The sequence below is a fragment of the Parabacteroides sp. merdae-related_45_40 genome (assembly GCF_001915675.1).
The window spans coordinates 1-16970 of the sequence record NZ_MNQY01000104.1 but is presented as its reverse complement, the minus strand read 5'-3'; the positions used below and the strand labels follow the sequence as shown (position 1 = coordinate 16970).

13 protein-coding genes and 1 tRNA gene are annotated in these 16970 nt (G+C 47.4%); 3 read left to right on the top strand and 11 right to left on the bottom strand.

Going from position 1 to position 16970, the window contains the following annotated elements:
- Window positions 1-531: 531 nt before the first annotated feature.
- Window positions 532-756 carry a hypothetical protein gene (locus tag BHV83_RS12110; protein WP_005865070.1) on the top strand — a complete coding sequence of 75 codons (225 nt, stop codon included), beginning with the start codon at window positions 532-534 and terminating at the stop codon, window positions 754-756.
- Between the two features lie 240 nt (window positions 757-996).
- On the opposite strand, the gene BHV83_RS12105 is transcribed toward BHV83_RS12110, so the two are convergent.
- The 7 genes from BHV83_RS12105 to mltG all read right to left on the bottom strand — a co-directional run bounded on the left by BHV83_RS12105 (window position 997) and on the right by mltG (window position 10229).
- Complete coding sequence (locus BHV83_RS12105; protein ID WP_122380883.1) at window positions 997-2727, bottom strand: bifunctional metallophosphatase/5'-nucleotidase; 1731 nt, start codon at window positions 2725-2727, stop codon at window positions 997-999.
- A gap of 18 nt (window positions 2728-2745) precedes the next feature.
- Window positions 2746-5172: an alpha-L-rhamnosidase-related protein gene (locus BHV83_RS12100; protein WP_129984569.1), complete on the bottom strand. Its 2427-nt coding sequence runs from the start codon at window positions 5170-5172 to the stop codon at window positions 2746-2748.
- A 121-nt stretch (window positions 5173-5293) separates the two neighbouring features.
- Entirely contained in the window at window positions 5294-6082 is a 789-nt protein-coding gene (locus BHV83_RS12095) for a 4Fe-4S binding protein (RefSeq protein ID WP_005865064.1), read from the bottom strand.
- A gap of 5 nt (window positions 6083-6087) precedes the next feature.
- Window positions 6088-6597: a TlpA family protein disulfide reductase gene (locus BHV83_RS12090; RefSeq protein WP_029257199.1), complete on the bottom strand. Its 510-nt coding sequence runs from the start codon at window positions 6595-6597 to the stop codon at window positions 6088-6090.
- Between the two features lie 298 nt (window positions 6598-6895).
- Window positions 6896-7477 (bottom strand): indolepyruvate oxidoreductase subunit beta, encoded by a 582-nt coding sequence (locus BHV83_RS12085; protein ID WP_034531934.1) that lies wholly within the window; start codon window positions 7475-7477, stop codon window positions 6896-6898.
- On the bottom strand, window positions 7474-9075 hold the full coding sequence (locus tag BHV83_RS12080) for a thiamine pyrophosphate-dependent enzyme (RefSeq protein WP_008780255.1): 1602 nt from the start codon (window positions 9073-9075) through the stop codon (window positions 7474-7476). The genes BHV83_RS12085 and BHV83_RS12080 overlap by 4 nt, the downstream gene beginning before the upstream one ends.
- 104 nt (window positions 9076-9179) lie before the next feature.
- Window positions 9180-10229 carry an endolytic transglycosylase MltG gene (mltG, locus tag BHV83_RS12075; protein ID WP_122144931.1) on the bottom strand — a complete coding sequence of 350 codons (1050 nt, stop codon included), beginning with the start codon at window positions 10227-10229 and terminating at the stop codon, window positions 9180-9182.
- Between the two features lie 139 nt (window positions 10230-10368).
- Here mltG and BHV83_RS12070 point away from each other — a divergent pair.
- Together BHV83_RS12070 and BHV83_RS12065 are read left to right on the top strand one after the other, a co-directional pair.
- Window positions 10369-10455, top strand: a tRNA-Ser gene (locus BHV83_RS12070).
- 139 nt (window positions 10456-10594) lie between these two features.
- Window positions 10595-11209, top strand: a complete 615-nt coding sequence (locus BHV83_RS12065; RefSeq protein ID WP_008773311.1) for a recombinase family protein — start codon at window positions 10595-10597, stop codon at window positions 11207-11209.
- 88 nt (window positions 11210-11297) lie between these two features.
- Here BHV83_RS12065 and BHV83_RS12060 read toward each other — a convergent pair whose 3' ends face one another.
- From BHV83_RS12060 to hypF, 4 genes are all read right to left on the bottom strand, one after another.
- On the bottom strand, window positions 11298-13358 hold the full coding sequence (locus BHV83_RS12060) for an acetate--CoA ligase family protein (RefSeq protein WP_005855031.1): 2061 nt from the start codon (window positions 13356-13358) through the stop codon (window positions 11298-11300).
- 79 nt (window positions 13359-13437) lie between these two features.
- A complete protein-coding gene (hypB, locus tag BHV83_RS12055; protein ID WP_005865052.1) occupies window positions 13438-14190 on the bottom strand; it encodes a hydrogenase nickel incorporation protein HypB in 753 nt (250 codons plus the stop codon).
- A 29-nt stretch (window positions 14191-14219) separates the two neighbouring features.
- Window positions 14220-14567 carry a hydrogenase maturation nickel metallochaperone HypA gene (gene hypA / locus BHV83_RS12050; protein WP_009018287.1) on the bottom strand — a complete coding sequence of 116 codons (348 nt, stop codon included), beginning with the start codon at window positions 14565-14567 and terminating at the stop codon, window positions 14220-14222.
- A 12-nt stretch (window positions 14568-14579) separates the two neighbouring features.
- Complete coding sequence (gene hypF, locus BHV83_RS12045; RefSeq protein ID WP_217773629.1) at window positions 14580-16862, bottom strand: carbamoyltransferase HypF; 2283 nt, start codon at window positions 16860-16862, stop codon at window positions 14580-14582.
- Window positions 16863-16970: the final 108 nt, after the last annotated feature.

Sequence of the window (16970 nt, the reverse complement as noted above, 5' to 3'; positions counted from 1 at the left end):
GTTGTTTAAATTGTTTTATTATCCTCGCTCCGGAATCCGTTATTGTAGTCCAAAGTCATACTTCTTTGACGGTATCAATCCGGAAAATTAATTTTCCTATACTTGTACTACTTGTTGAATTATGTAAATCTCTCAAAGAACTCTTTTGTCGCTTTCGTTTTGCGAACGTGGCTGCAAAGATAAAGACTTTTATTTTAAACCTCCAAATTATTTCGGAACTTTTTTTTCTAAAAGTTTGTTTCATCATTTTGTACCGGCGTTCTCTCTCGAATGCGGGTGCAAAAGTAGTGTTATAAAACATAACCTCCAAACTTTTCCGGTATTATTTTTCAAGTTTTTTTCACGAGGGGGATCGCGTACATTAATAATACGTCGATATCCATTCTCGGCTCACATGGCCCACCACGTGGGCTCACGTGTCACCACGTGCACTTAAAACAAGTGCTCCACGAGTACATTTGCACGTATGAAAACGACAAAAACGATCTTGGCCCCGATAGGAAATCACACAGAAAAAACGGCTTTTAGCTCATGAAATCATGCGAAATGCACTTGGTTTTAGTGCTTTCGGATCACGTAAACGTGGGTAAGGACCCATTATATCGCCCCCCAAAGACCCAAAAAGCCGAAGAGGGAAGAACCACACAAACAACTGTATATCCACATGTTAAGGCATCAGGAAAATTCCCCGGCAAAAATCCTAGGGCGCAAAAGGCGCATCTTTACGCTTTCAAAGAAACATTTTTAGAAAAATAATATTTACATCACTCTACAGACAAGAGGGGTATAAACGTTATTTACAGAAAAAGTTTTAGAAACATACGTAAAGATGCGCCCCTTGCGCCCTAACCTATCAGCAACATCCCTAATACGGGATACAAAAAAGTCAATGGGACACGGCCGTAAAGTCATTGAGAAACCATCTCTATTCCATTGACTTTACCACCGTTTCCCATTGAGATACTATCGCAAACCAGACACTTCAAGGACGGAAACTCATTCCCCGAAAAGAAACTTACAATCCCGTTCGGCCGCCGGTCTCGTCCAATCCTGCGGGATCATTTGCCATTGGTTTAAAGGTTGTGGGCTAAGTACGCCCTTTTCCTTTATATATTGAATCATATAATAACGGAGGTCTTTATCGGTCGAATGAATGATACGACTCTTTAACTCGTCTTGGGGAATACCGGCCCCTTTCGTCAATAACTCACCTCCTCCATTACCTCGGTAAGAGTTGAGAGCTACTTTATACGTTTTATTCTCGTCGAAAGGCCTGTTATCCGCCATTTTCAAGATCGTAATCTTCTCACCCTCTGGTTTCGTTACGTCCACGGTGTAAATGATACCAGCTGCGGAGTCAAAGTTAAAACTGAAGTTGACGAATGAGACATAATTCTCCTGTCCTTTCTTTCTCTCTTTCAATAATAAGACATGATCGTCCGGAGATTTCATCCGGTTGGTCCACATAGCGTATGATTCCTCCAAGAAACCTTTGATCTCGGCTCCCGTCAAATTCATCGTATAAAGCATATTCTCATATTTGTAAAGACTGAACATATCGCTGATCGTGATATCCCCTTTATCTATTTTTGCGTCAAAGGATAACGGGGCGGCAAAAGAGACGTCCGCACCAGTCAACTCCAATTGTAAAGAGTGAATAAAATCAATAAAAGCGGATGGCCCAAAGTAAGCGGGACGGGTCGCAATACTCTCCGTAAAAGTTCCCACCTTCTCGGAGACAAAATCATTCACCGCTTTGTATTGCGGAGCGAATTTCTCCATAAACTCCTCGCTAGGCTCCAACTTATCCACATCCGTCAAAACACCCGATACTTGTTTGTCCAAAACCTTTCCATGCTCCATCTTTAACACGACATCAACGGAACCGACTACACGCCCATTACTTGCCGGATTTATCAGTAACACGGAATCTCCCTCGATATTCGCCACCTTACCACAATACCGGCGATGATCATGCCCCATCATAACCACATCGAAGCCCGGAATGCGCTGGGCAACCTCCATCGACGCATCCTCACGGTACTTGCCGGACATGGTACGAGCCTCATTTCCCGCATGAAAGATACCTACCACAACATCCGGTTTCTCCTTCTCCTGAATGATCTTCATCCATTTACGGGCCGTCTCTTCCATATCGGCGAAATAAAGACCTTGCCACAGAGTCTCCGGTAACCATACAGGAATGGCCGGAGTAATCATCCCCAGTACAACGATCTTCACACCATCACGCTCAAATACCTCATAGGGCTTTAAATAGTTCTCCCGGTCGGAGGTACGGATAATATTGGCACCCAAGATAGGGAAATCACATTGTTTGATCCAACGATCGAAAACGGCATGGCCAGCCTCTACATCATGGTTACCCATATTTCCCGCATTGTACCCCATATAATTCATCATGGCGGAAGCTATATGCGTAGAGACCGTATCCATGAAATTGTAATAATACGCCGAAGGTTGTCCTTGCAAGATATCGCCATTATCCAATAGCAAAAGGTTATCGCCATACGCCCGGCGTTCTTCTTGCACGAACGAATATACCCGTGCCAGACTTCCTCCCCACTCCCGCTGCTCGATAAAATTATACGGGAAGAAGTTTCCATGGATATCACTGGTTTCCACTAATTTCAACTTTACTTCCTTCGTTGTCGCCGACAGACCGAGAGCGACCAGCAGCAATAAGGCAATTGAATAAACTCGTCTCATATAAGGATTTTAGATAGATTAATGACGCAAAGATAACGAAATAACCTGTTCGCCCGGTTTCAACGGGATTTCTTTTCCATTCCAGATAAATATACCCGTAGTACCTTCCGGCAAGACCAGACGGGCGGTTCCCTCACCTCTTTCATTCAATTTATAAGCGGCGGTCACGCTTCCAAGCGGATGTGGGATCGTACCGGAAACCTCCTTCAGTTTTCCCAAAGACGGAGCGATCCGTATCTTCCTAAATCCGGGAGCATCGCTATCTATCCCCAACAAGATCCGGTAAAACTCGATATTCGGACTGGCTCCCCAAGCATGGCAATCAGAACGGGATGGCTCCGGCATCTCTGCCCATGTGGTCAATCCCAACGCCATCTGATCCCGCCATATTTGTAAGTTATCCAAGAACTGATCCCCTAAACCGGAAGCTTTCAACGCTTGATTCAAGTAATAACGGAAATATATCGTACACTGGATCAAGCTCGTATCCGCCAAGGTTTGGTTCATCACCTTTACGGCCTCCTCCCCTTTCGTAACCCCAGTCAAGATCGCCAAGGCGTTCACATGCTGGGAATAGCTGCGATGATCCTGCGTATCGGCGAATAGATTACGGGCAGCGTCCCAATATTTCGGGCGGATCGTCTTACGCATCTCGGTAGCGATCTTCCGGTAATGATCCGCCATGGCAGGGAGGCCGATCGCTTGTTCCATCTCCGCCGCAAATTCCAAGGTCATTATATACATCAAATCTTGGAGCGCCGAGTTTCCCTCTTTCTCCCGTATCGGCTCGCCATAATCAAAACCGGCCGCCCAATCCACGAAGAACCAATGAGGAACGTACGACAAACTATAATCCGGCTTCAACCATTGCTCGTACCACGACAAAACCTGACGGTAAGCGGGAAGCAAGGTCTTCATGTATGCCTCATCCCCACGGTACATCCAATAATCGTGCCCCATACAAATCCACCAGAGAGAGAACGAGGATATAAACTGATGTACGCTAGACGGATATCGGCTCATCGTAATCCCTTCCGCCACCATGGACTGCCGTCCTTGCTCTAGGGCATTCTTCACCATATAAGGGTCTGATGTATTATACATGGAAATCATTGCCTGTATGCGTGTATCCCCGAAATATTGCAGTTGCTCGTAATACGGGCAGTCCATATACGTCTCATTGGCGCACAGACGGGCGGTACGCCATCCTATCTCGAGCATACGGCCCAGCTCCTCATGTCCCGGAGCGGAGAAAGCGGTCTCGTTACGGAAAGGATAGGCGGAGAAAGTCCCATACATATCCTCGATCACCAAAGGCTCGGAAGCCGTCTTCACTTTCAACTCCACATATCTCCATGTACGCCACCACAGGGAGGTGAAGAGACGATTATCTCCCCCATCAGCCAGTATCTTATCCCCGTACCCGATAAACTGCTTATCCGTCAACTCGTCCCGATGTCCCTTGCCATTCAACGCATACGATTTAGTGGTCGATTCCTCTTCTTGCTTATAGAGGGCTTCCGAATAACCGATATGGATCTCGGCCTCCTTTCCTTTGCTGAAGGCTAAGGAGAAATAACCCGTCGTCAGGTAATCATTATCCAGAAGCAAGCGGACCTCCGTATTCGCCGGGATCGTCAAAGCTTTTGGCCAGTAAGGAAATCCTTGCGGGCATTCGATCCCTTCCGACCGGCGGAGCTTGGCCAGCCGCTCGATCCGGCTGTCCATCGGAGGTATCGGGCTAGGAACCAGCAACCGTCCCGGGTAATCTCTCGATCCTTTCGTGGCACCCTCCATACCCCGTACGGCCTTCTCCCATTTCCTGTCGTCGTAATCCGGTTGTTCCCAGCCCCAAGGATAAGCGGAGGCTTCCAGTTCCTCGCCCGGGCCAGCCACGTAATACCCCAATACCTGCCATTCGGTCCAAGGAGCATACGCCTTATTACGCAGGCAGACCCAAGTGGTATCCGTATTTACCACCGCCTCATGCCCCGTATTGCCTTGCAGGATAAAACCCGTCTGATCGTAACTGATCTGGGCGACAGGTTTCCGCTCGGCATAATTCCAGACAACGGAGGCCAGCGTATTCTTCCCTTTCTTCAGATAAGGAGCCAGATCCACCGTCTCGAAACTCCAGCTATAGATATCCCCACGGGCCGGGCCCAAGGATACCAATTTCCCGTTTACATATAATTTATAACGGTTATCGGCGGAAACATGGACGATAAACCGGGAAGGAACCACCTCCAGATCGAACGATTTACGAAAATGATAGACCCCATATACATTCGGGGCCTCACCCGGGTAGGAGATCCAACGGGCTTTCCATCGTCCCTCGAAAAGAGAAGGATCGATCTTCTCCTGATTATACCCTTTCAGGCTAATCTGGGAGGAAAGGGAGAAGGCTTGAAACACAAAAAGCAAAAGGAATAAATAGGTTTTCATACAAACACGGTATTATTTGAGATTAACGATCCGAACAAAGGTACAAAAAAAGAGAAAGCGCCAAAAGAACTTTTGCCTTTTGACGCTTTCCCTCACAATATACCGGATGCCCGGTCCTCCATTAGAAGAATATCTCCGGCTCCCTGCGCGCGCTAAAGTTCTTATGGAGCATCGCCGTGTAAGGAGTATCGAAAGTACGTGCGCCCTCGGGACACTCTTTCACGCAGGCGCAACATTTGATACATAGGTTCGGGTCGCTATACATACCCTCGTCTGCCAAGGATATCGCATGCGTAGGACACACATCCACGCAATACTCACATTGCGTACATAAATCATTATCCGTAACAGGAGCTTGAGGAGTGGAAGGGCCTTTCACCCGATACGGGAAATTACCTTTCACCTCCAAGGCGGACAAGCATTCCACGCAGGAAACCTTCTCCAGCTCCTCGATAATCTTTTTCCCGAATTCCGTAGCCTGATTAAGATCCGACTCGTCCGGACGCCCCTCGGCAATGGGCATCCCCTTGCGGCTGAAAGAATGCTCGCCGATAAACGCTCCGGCAGCCACAGGTACGAACCCCTGCTCCGACACTAAATCACAGAGCTCTTTCAAGGCATCCTCATAATCCCGGTTCCCATACAGTACCACGGGGACTACCGGCGCATGGTGGGCAGAACGGAACATGCGAAAACGTTCCATGGCAGTCTCCGCCACACGGCCACCGTATACAGGAGCGGCTATAATCGTCAGCTCATCATCAATATACTCTTCCATATCCAGACTCTCACAAGTGACATCCGACTCGGACATCGAAGTGGCACCCATTCCTTCCGCTATCGCGTAAACGATCTTGGCGGACGTGTGTGTCGGAGAAAAATAAATTAAATGTATGTTACTATATTTCATGATTCTTATTTTAACGCACCCTCTATTTTAGTCATTAACTCAGCAAATTCCTCATCGGTATAGCCTTTGCTCGTATAAATGATCTTCCCGTCTTTTCCGACCAAATAGCCACGAGGGATCAAGTTCTTGGCGAAAGCGCCGAAAATAGCCCGGTCCTTATCGGGATACAAAGGAAAATCGAAGCCTTTTTTCTCGTTATATTTCTGTAGATCGGCATCGGAATGCTCACGCCCGATCACCAAGAGAACGAAGTCCTTGTTGTTCTTGTATTTCGGCCAGAGGGTTTGTTGGACAGCGGCCAATTCTTTTTGGCAGGGAGGACACCAAGTGGCGAAAAAATTCACGAGGATCACTTTTCCCTTTAACGAAGCGGACTGCAACTTACTCCCGTTGTCGGAAACAATCGTAAATGACGGCATGGTATCACCGACCTTCACGATATCGGAATTATCCTCCTGAGCTTTGCCTACGAAAGCCAATAACGCTAGTAAACTAACCAATAAATACTTCTTCATAACCTTAATCATTTCTCGTTTAGGATTCAGCGACAAAGATACATTAAAATTCTCATCAAACCGCATAATTCTAAGGCTTACGAAAGTTCTACGGTGCCGTACCTACCCCTCGACAACGCCTACGGAGTTTTTTCGATGCTGTACCTACCCCTCGACAGTGCCTCCAGAGTTTTTTTGATGCCGTACCTACCCCTCGACAGCTCTTCTAAAAGTTCTAGGGGGTTAGATGTTAAAAAAAACGTACGTGAAACCCGGAGATGTCACGTACGCTGATATCATGCAAACCCGGAGAAAGATTTTACCGCAAACTTTGCGCTAAGTCATAACCGGCTTTCAATGCCTTTAGGTTCATATTAACTATATCCTCGCCCTTACGACCGAATATCTGACGGATTCCCGCCTCGATCTTATCATACTCGATCCCGATAAATGGGGCAGCTGCACCCAACATCACGATATTGGCGGCACGGACAGAACCCGCTTCCTTGGCGATCTCCTCCACGTCCAATACGACCTTGTGAGGGAGCTTGTCCAACTCGGCGTTCACTTTCTCGATCTCCGGATAGTTCGGGATGTTCACGAACGGACGGGAGTTTGTCACCAGCCAACCCTCTTTCTTCAGGTAAGGCAGATAACGCAAGCTCTCCATCGGTTCCAAGGAGATGATCAAATCGGCGTGGCCCTTCGGGATCAAGTCCGAGGCGATCGGCTCGTCGGAAAGACGCAGGTTAGACTGCACGTCTCCACCCCGTTGACTCATACCGTGAACTTCCGCTTGCTTCATATACAGACCTTCTTTTAAGGCGGCTTCTCCAATAACGGCGGCGATAGAAAGGATACCCTGTCCTCCTACACCTGATAGTATAATATCTGTTTTCATTTCTTGCTTGCTTTTTTCTTTCTGGTTAATGTCTGGATACACTCACGGCGGGGGATCAATACGGATACGCCCTTGTACTCGATTTCCTCACGGATGATAGACTTCATCTCCTCGAAGTTCTTTTTTAAAGGAACCATCACACGGATGTGAGCCGGATCCACACCGATACCGGCGCAGATAGACTCCAGACGTCCTGTTCCGGCGGAATCCTGCCCTCCGGTCATGGCCGTCGTCTCATTATCGGAGATAACGATGGTGATATTCGTGTTCTCGTTCACGCAATCCAGCAAACCAGTCATACCGGAATGGGTAAACGTAGAATCGCCGATCACGGAGATAGCCGGGAATACACCCGCGTCGGAAGCGCCCTTCGCCATCGTGATGGAGGCGCCCATATCGATACAAGAATCGATCGCACGGAAAGGAGGCAAAGCTCCCAAGGTATAACAGCCGATATCGCCAAACACCTTAGCCGTACCGTTATACTCGGCGATCACCTCGTTCAAGGCCTCATACATATCCCGGTGTCCACAACCTTGGCACAATGCGGGCGGACGTTGCTCAACCACCTCGGGGATCGCGTAATAGCTCTGGATCTCCTTACCCAAGGCTTTGCCTACCGCGTCTGGCGTAAGCTCGCCGTCACGCTGAAGCGTACCGTCCAGACGGCCATGAACCGTCACGCCTTTCGCCAAGAAACCTTTTAATTGCTCCTCGACAACCGGATACCCCTCTTCCAGCACCAAGATCTCCTTACACTCGCCAACGATCTTCTCCACTTGCTTTCTCGGAAGCGGATACTGGGAGATCTTCAATACGGGATGCTCGAAACCGTCCGGATAATTCTCGGAAAGATAATTGAAAGCGATACCCGTCGTGATGATACCCAAGTCTTTATTCGGGGCATCGAAATACTTATTATACGCGGAATTCTCGGAAGCTTCCGTGAAAGCCTCTTGAGACGCCAGCAAACTCTTGAAACGTTTACGAGCCAATGCCGGGAGTAAGATAAAACGTTGACGACCGTCTTCCGGACAATTCATCCGGTTCTCCGGCTTCAACGGGCTGGTTACGACACCGGCACGAGAATGCGCCATACGGGTCGTTACACGCAGCAAGATAGGATACCCTAATTTCTCGGATAACTCGAATCCATGATATACCATATCATAAGCCTCTTGCTGGCTGGATGGCTCAAACATCGGGATCATGGCGAAATTGCCATAAATACGGTTGTCTTGCTCATTCTGGGAAGAGTGCATGGATGGGTCGTCGGCCGTAAGGATGATCATACCTCCGTTGATACCGCTCATAGCGGCGTTCATAAAGCAATCGGCGGCTACATTCAAACCCACGTGCTTCATGCAGCAAAGCGCACGTTTACCGGCATAGCACATACCCAAAGCGGCTTCCATGGCGGTTTTCTCATTCGCACTCCAGCGACAATGGATACCTCTTTCCTTCGTTACCGGAGAACCTTGGATATATTCTGTGATTTCAGTAGAAGGGGTTCCCGGGTATGCGTATACCCCGGAGATTCCAGCGTCTATAGCGGCTTGCGCTATGGCCTCGTCCCCCAAAAATAAATGTTTTTCCATGTGTATCTGTTTTCTTAATATTGACTATTCACACTATTTAGCCGCCAAAGGTAATGAAAAATGTTCAATTTAGAATGAGAGACTTATGATTTATACTAGATCCATTACCGTATCCGGCGCCTATTCAACTCCGCCCGATACCGGTTGGCATTGCGGTTATGCTCCGCCAACGTCACGGCAAAATTATGCCGTCCCGAGAAATCCTCCTTAGCGCACATGTATAAGTATTTATGTTTCGTATGATTCAATACGCTATTCAAGCCCTTGATAGTAGGAATCCGTAGAGGACCGGGAGGCAGGCCCGCATATTTATAGGTATTATAGGGAGAATCTATTTCCAAATGCTCAAATAAGATACGTTGCAAAGAAAAATCCCCCACCGCGAACTTTACGGTAGGGTCTGCCTGTAAAGGAATACCAGCATGAAGGCGGTTGATATAAAGGCCCGCCACGATTGGATATTCGTCCGATGCCGCCGTCTCCTCTTCTACGATAGAAGCCAAGATAGATACCTCGACTGGAGTAAGCCCGATCTCCTCTGCCTTTTTCAATCGTTCCGGTGTCCAGAAAGCGTCATATTCACGCTTCATGCGACGTATAAATTTATCCGCAGATATATTCCAATAAATCTCATAGGTATTAGGAATGAAGAGGGCATTGATCGTTTCCGGGGTAAAACCTAAAGAGTCGCAATACACAGAATCATTCAATAGACGCAGGAGATTTTCCTTCCCGAACATCAATTGATCACTTATACGTTCCGCCAAATCTTCCTTGAAACGGACATTATTAAAAGTAACACGGGCCGCAACTTGATGTCCTCTCCGCAAGTCATTCAATAAGGTTAAATTACTCATGCCGGGCTTCACGGCGTATCGACCGGTACGCATGGACGCAGGATACTTCAACAATCCACTCAATTGCTTAAAGCTACCGATACGGAGACAGTTCGCCGAATCCCTCAACTGCCGGCAAAGATCATCAAAATCCTTTTTATCATCTATATAGACATAGACCGTCTTATCCGGCTTAAAATTCGGAGCCCAAGCCAAACGGTACACCCAAAAGCCTCCACCGCCTATCAAAACAACGAGAATCGCTATCAAGGCGATAATTATCGGGCGCCTCGATAAAATTTGTTTGTTCAAATCCATGAATAATCTATTGAATATCAGAATAAGGCACAAAAGTAGTATCTTTTTTCGAAAAAAATGATGTGCAAAGCCTTGTTTATTTAAAATTATAGTTCTACCTTTGCATCGCAATTCTAAGGAAGAAGCACAGAACACACAAGGAAGTGTGGGTGAGTGGCTGAAACCACCAGTTTGCTAAACTGACGTACTCGTAAGGGTACCGGGGGTTCGAATCCCCCCGCTTCCGCAAAGAGCCAACTAATAAATTTATTAGTTGGTTTTTTTGTTTTTAAGCCAACCGAATTAAAGTGTTTCATATATTTGTCATATTTGAACTTATCGTAAGTCGATCTGTTATTAAAAGGAGATAATTAAATATATACATTATGACAATTGCTTTTATCCGAACATATAATAATAAGCAAAACTCCGAGGTCCAAGAAGCTGTGATCCGGGAATTTGCCGAATCTCAGAAGATAGAGATCGGGAAGTGGGCTAAAGAGGTGGGAAATAGTCCTCGTGCGAACCGCAGACTGGAAAGTATTGTCAAATCTTTAAGTCCCGGGGATGAGATACTTGTGTCCGATATATCCCGTGTGAGCCGTAAGATGATCGAGATCATCCATATCATTTTGCTTTGTATAGAGCGAAAGGTAACGCTTCGTAGCGTAAGCGACGGATATGTGTTCGAGGATAATATCGACAGTAAGACTTTGGCCTTTACCTTCGGTCTGGTCTCCGAGATCGAGCGAAAGCTGGTCTCTATCCGTACGAAGGAAGCCCTTGCCTTGATCAGAAGTAAAGGTGTGGTGCTGGGCCGTCCGAAAGGTAGTCAACAAATGGGACGCTTGGAGCCTTATAAGGAACAAATCGAGAAAGACCTGAAAGACCCGAGCTTGACTTACGCCCAGATAGCGGAGAAATACAATGTATCGCTAAGTAGCTTCAAACGCTTTCTGAAAGAGTATCTTCCCGATAAGAAAAAGAAGAAGAAGAAATAATGATTCAATGTGCCAATATGCCAATGAAATACCAGAAGTGGATAATTTAGATATTAGCATATTCGCATATTGGCACATTGAATCATTATTATTTCTCTATACGGATACGGGCGTCTACAGCGAACAAGCCTCTATCCGTAGCCACCAACGGATTTATATCCATTTCCTTTATCTCGCTGGCAAAACGCAATAAGGTAGAGAGGCGAACGATAATGTCCGCATATTGTTGCTCGTCGATGCCCTTTTGCCCACGCGTACCTTTAATGATCGGATACCCTCTCAAAGAACGAATCATTGAATAAGTCTCATCATATGATAACGGTGCCAAACCATAAGACACATCCTTCAATACCTCCACGAAGATTCCACCCAACCCGCAAAGTACCACATGGCCGAAACGATCCTCATATTTAGCTCCCAAGAATAATTCCTGTCCTTTCAACATCGGTTGTACCATGATGCCCGTAACACCCGGCAGACGCATCATACGTTCATACTCGAACAATAAATGCTCTTCTCCACGGATATTCAAGGCCACACCACCGATATCGCTCTTATGCACAGGCCCCACAACCTTGGCTACCACCGGATATTTCACCTTCTTGGCAAAAGCCAGCAACGCATCCCTATCATCCGAAGCATATTCCTCCACTAACGGGATATTAGCGGCACGCAACAATGTACGCACTTCCTCCGGATTTAAATAACCGCTACCCGGCAACCGGTCTATGATACGACGAACTTCCGGTACATCCACGCCATATAGCTGGATATCCGTGCTCATCGGTTTCGGCGTATTGATCACCCGTGAAAGGGCGGTACCCAATGTCACCTCGTCCGAGAAGTTCACATGGCCTTTCTTGACAAAGCTCTTCACCTCCGGTCCGGCCGTCACGATAGACGGTAATATCGGGAAGATCGGCTTCTTACACTCTTCCATCTTTTTATGAAGCACCTCGTAGGTATCATAAAGTTTTACCAAACCGGGACTACCGAAGATGACCATCATCAAATCCACATTATCGAAACGATTCTCACAGAAATCGATGGCTGTAGCCAGATGTTCCGGTGTCCCCGTACCGATAATATCAATCGGATTACCGACAGCGGCACCCGGATACAGTTTGGATTTCAACTCATCAGCGATAGGGCCTTCCAAACTAGGAACATTCAAACGCCCCTTGGATAAAGCGTCCGCCAGCATTACCGCAGGCCCTCCGGCATGTGTCACGATCGCACAATTCTTCCCTTTCACGTCTTTCAAGGTAAAGATACTCGCCACGGTAGTCAATTCCTCACGGCTAAAACAACGCACGATACCCGCCTTACGGAACAAAGCCTCCACGGCAGAGTCCGAACTAGCGATAGCACCCGTATGCGAAGAGGCAGCTCGCTTTCCCGACTCCGTACTTCCCGCCTTGATAGCGGCGATCTTGCATCCCTTACGTATCAAGGAAGACGCATGATACAACAATTTATCCGGTTGCTTGATTTGCTCGATATACAACATCTTGATCTTGGAATCCAATACCGGATCAAAGTTCCGATCCATATATTCAAGGATATCCTCTACTCCATTCTGCTTGGAGTTTCCAACCGACCAAACAGAAGAGAAACGCAGCCCTTTTGTCAGCGCCGACTCGATAATGAACAAGGCCGTACCGCCGGAGCTAGAGATGAAATCCACGCCATCGGGATGGAATTCCGGTATCGGTTGCGTAAACACGCCATGATAATTCATATTCATCAACCCGATACAGTTCGGGCCGATCAAGGAGGCTCCCGCCTCATTCACGACATCCAGCATCTGTTGCTCCAAAATACCGCCCTCGTGTGTCTCCTCGCCGAAGCCGGCCGAGATCACGATAAAAGCTTTTACCCCCTTTTGCCGGGCCAGCACTTCCATCACCTCGGGGCACGATTTACTCGGAATCGAGATGATCGCCAACTCCGTCTCCGGGATATCATGTACAGAAGGATAAGACTTGACGCCTTGCACGTCTGTCTCCTTGGCGTTTACCACACATAATTCTCCTTTATATTTTCCATCCAACAGGTTTCGCACGATACGACCGCCCGGTTTATGTACGTTGTTGGAACCTCCCACCACTACGATGCTTTGAGGATTAATCAATTCTCGGTTAATCATAACATTTTGATTAGTTAGATTCAATGAATGGGAGCAAATATAGTTTTTTTCTCCATTTATTCATTAAAACCCGGGGTATTTATTTACACTTTGCACTCTCTGTCTGCAACCAGTCACACCATGCATCCATCCCGTCTCCTTTCGTGGCGGACACCTCGAATATCTGGAGATGGTGATTTACCTTCAAGGCGTTTTCCCGAAGCACTTCCACTTTTGTATTCAGATAAGGAGCCAGATCAATCTTGTTGATTACGCAGATATCTGCCTCCTGAAAGATATGTGGGTATTTCAACGGTTTATCATCTCCCTCCGTCGTACTCACGATAACGACTTTCTTGGACTCTCCGAGATCGAACATGGCCGGACAGACCAGATTGCCGACATTCTCTATAAAAAGGATCGCTCCCTCCTTCGGATTCAGATGCTTAACGGCATGATTGACCATGTCGGCTTCCAAATGACAGCCGGTACCGGTATTTACCTGAAACACGGGAATCTCCAACGCCGCTATACGGTCGGCATCGTTTGAGGTTTGTTGATCGCCTTCTATCACATAGATCGGTCGCTTCGCTTTCAAACGGCGGATCGTCTCTTCCAGCAAAGTTGTCTTACCGGATCCGGGCGAACTCATCAAGTTCAGGCAGAACAGGTTCTTAGCCTCGAAATATCCCCGGTTTCGCTCCGCCAATAAGTTGTTACGTTGAAGTATATCTTGTTCCAGATTGATTACGATCCCTTCATCAGGATGGTGATGATGTTCATGGCCATGAGAATGCTCATGCGTATGATCGTGATGGTGATGATGCTCTCCGCATCCGCAAGTTCCGCACATAGTATTTAAGTTTTTATTTCATTAATATATCATTCCTTTTTAATAACAATCGACTTCACCCGAAGTTCCTTCCCTTTAAGGATTTTAACTAAATAGGAGCCACAATGGGGACAAGGGGAAAACAAGGCGTTTATTGGGAAAATGGTCTCACAGTCGCTACACTGTCCTTCCCCCTCAATATAATGACGGATAATCCGGGCCTTTTCCAGCTTGCTACCTTTTATGGCGCTATCCAATGCGAACTCTAAGGTTTGGATCTCTACGCCGGACAAATGTCCTATCTCTAACTCCAACTCTTCGACCACCGAGGCTCCCCGGTTATCCGCTTGTTCCTCGACCAGCTCCACGATGCTACGGGCTATAGACAACTCATGCATATCTGATCTCTTTTAAAAGGGAGTCACCGAGGCGATCGTTAATTGCCCCACGGCTATCCCCCCATCGTTACAAGGTATACGAGACGGAATATAGACGGGGACCCCAGCCATGATGAACTGTCTCCTCATCGACTCCGTCAATAATTTATTCTGGAAACATCCTCCCGAGATAACCACTTGTGTCGCTTTCGTCCGTTTAATCAACAAGCGGGCTTTCTGCACAAACAAGGAAGCCAATGTCGTATGGAAACGGGCGGATATCAAGCTCACCGGGACCTCGTTCGTCTTATCATGCAATAATGCCTCAAACAAAGAATAAAAAGAGATTTCCTCTCCCTCCGCCGAGACTGGATACGCATAAGCGTTCCTCTCTCCCATCGCCGCCTGCTCCAATAAGACCGGAGCCTCCGCTTGGTGGCTGGAGACATCGCAAATCCCCAATAAAGAAGCTACCGCATCAAACAGCCGGCCAGCGCTGGATGTATAGGGTGTATTCACACCTTTCTCCATCATTCGTTCAAGCATAGTGATCCTTTCCGTACCTATGCGTTCCACGAAATCGGCCGGATAAGGAATACCCGACGGTTCGTCCTTGAAATAATGCCACAAATAGGCGACAACCATTCGCCATGGCTCCTCAGCCGCCTTGTCGCCTCCCGGTAACGGGACATACTCAAAATGGGAAAGGCGACGGTATTTCGCTCGGTCACAAAAGAAGAACTCGCCTCCCCAAACCTTACCATCATCACCCAGACCTGTCCCATCCATCACGATAGCGAGAACCGGCTCATTCAATCCATGCTCCAACATACAAGCAGCGGCATGAGCATGATGATGTTGTACCTTTAATAAAGGTAAGGAAAGAGATTTCGAGATACGTTCCGCCTCTTGGCTGGAAAGATAATCCGGATGCAGGTCACAAACCAATCGCTGGGGATTGAAACGAAACAAATGACGAAACTGCTCCATAGATTCCGTATAGAACCGGAAAGTCTCCCAGTTCTTTAAGTCGCCAATATATTGACTTTGCAGGATCGTCTCTCCTTTCCCCAAAGCGAACGTGTTCACTTTCTCCGCACCGAAAGCCATGATCCCCTCCACATTTGTATCCGTGAAAAAGGGTTCCGGCACATAGCCCCGGGAACGACGGATCAAGCAAGGTTGTCCTCCGCAGACCTGCAATACAGAATCATCTACCCGGTTATGGATCGGGCGATTATGATGCAAGAGGATCGCTACCTTTCCCGCTAATTGCGCCTCCGCATCCTCCGGGGTGATCGCTATCGGCAAATCGCTTAGATTCCCGCTGGTCATTACCAACGCAGGTATCCCTGTACGAGCAAACCAATCGTAATGAATCGGCATATAAGACAACATACATCCTAGCGTATGCATGCCCGGATTGATTCCGGAAGCTAACCGGCTCCGTTGCCTCAGCAGTACGATCGGACGGCGCCAAGAAACTAAGCATCGCTCCTCCATCGGCTCCGTTACTGTATAGACTTGCAGATGTTCCAGATCACGGAACATAACAGCGAATGGTTTGGTATCCCGCTGCTTTATCTCTCGCAGACGGGCAACCGCTCTCTCGTTCGAGGCATCACAAATCAAATGATAGCCTCCGATTCCTTTAGCCGCAATAACCTCTCCACCAAGCAATAAGCGAGAGGTAAGTTTCAATAAGGTCTCATAATCGATATAAGTCTCCTCGTTATAAGTCGCGTAATAAGTCGGGCCACAATGATTGCAAGCGATCGGTTGGGCATGGAAACGGCGATCGATAACATTCGTATATTCTTTCTCACAATCGGGACACATAAGGAAACCGCCCATCGTTGTCTGCGAACGGTCGTAAGGAAGGTCCCGGATAATAGAGAAACGAGGGCCACAATGCGTACAATTAATAAAAGGATATCCGATTCGATGGGGTTGAGTAGTCCGGTCTCGCATACAATCCGCACAAACAGCGATATCCGGGGAGACCTGCGTGACCTCATCCGATTCTGAATGGCTGGGCGTAATCGTAAAATCGTCAAAATCATCTTCATCCATTTCCGTAGATGTATAGGAGATCCGATGGATATAAGCGACACGAGGATGCTCGGTCCGTATACGACTTATCAGCAAATCCCGATCATCCGGAGTAGCGGCAACCAATATACGTACTCCATTATTCATATTCTCCACACAACCTTTCATCCCCAGATCTTTAGCGATCCGGTAGATAAAAGGGCGAAAACCAACCCCTTGAACCAAGCCTTGAATAATCAACGCATATACTTTATTCTTCGCCATAGCACAAATATAGGAAAACTCGCTCACATACGGATAACTTTGGAGAAAATAATGTAAAGTGTTTGATAGCAAAAGGGATATGTCGTTTTGTACCACATTCTTCCGCAG

What these genes read in the sequence shown, in the direction of transcription:
- mltG (WP_122144931.1), bottom strand. Translation starts at nt 10,229, where the DNA reads ATGGATTTGAACAAACAAATTTTATCGAGGCGCCCGATAATTATCGCC.
- BHV83_RS12090 (WP_029257199.1), bottom strand. Translation starts at nt 6,597, where the DNA reads ATGAAGAAGTATTTATTGGTTAGTTTACTAGCGTTATTGGCTTTCGTA.
- BHV83_RS12080 (WP_008780255.1), bottom strand. Translation starts at nt 9,075, where the DNA reads ATGGAAAAACATTTATTTTTGGGGGACGAGGCCATAGCGCAAGCCGCT.
- BHV83_RS12105 (WP_122380883.1), bottom strand. Translation starts at nt 2,727, where the DNA reads ATGAGACGAGTTTATTCAATTGCCTTATTGCTGCTGGTCGCTCTCGGT.
- hypB (WP_005865052.1), bottom strand. Translation starts at nt 14,190, where the DNA reads ATGTGCGGAACTTGCGGATGCGGAGAGCATCATCACCATCACGATCAT.
- BHV83_RS12095 (WP_005865064.1), bottom strand. Translation starts at nt 6,082, where the DNA reads ATGAAATATAGTAACATACATTTAATTTATTTTTCTCCGACACACACG.
- BHV83_RS12110 (WP_005865070.1), top strand. Translation starts at nt 532, where the DNA reads ATGAAATCATGCGAAATGCACTTGGTTTTAGTGCTTTCGGATCACGTA.
- BHV83_RS12065 (WP_008773311.1), top strand. Translation starts at nt 10,595, where the DNA reads ATGACAATTGCTTTTATCCGAACATATAATAATAAGCAAAACTCCGAG.
- BHV83_RS12100 (WP_129984569.1), bottom strand. Translation starts at nt 5,172, where the DNA reads ATGAAAACCTATTTATTCCTTTTGCTTTTTGTGTTTCAAGCCTTCTCC.
- hypF (WP_217773629.1), bottom strand. Translation starts at nt 16,862, where the DNA reads ATGGCGAAGAATAAAGTATATGCGTTGATTATTCAAGGCTTGGTTCAA.
- hypA (WP_009018287.1), bottom strand. Translation starts at nt 14,567, where the DNA reads ATGCATGAGTTGTCTATAGCCCGTAGCATCGTGGAGCTGGTCGAGGAA.
- BHV83_RS12085 (WP_034531934.1), bottom strand. Translation starts at nt 7,477, where the DNA reads ATGAAAACAGATATTATACTATCAGGTGTAGGAGGACAGGGTATCCTT.
- BHV83_RS12060 (WP_005855031.1), bottom strand. Translation starts at nt 13,358, where the DNA reads ATGATTAACCGAGAATTGATTAATCCTCAAAGCATCGTAGTGGTGGGA.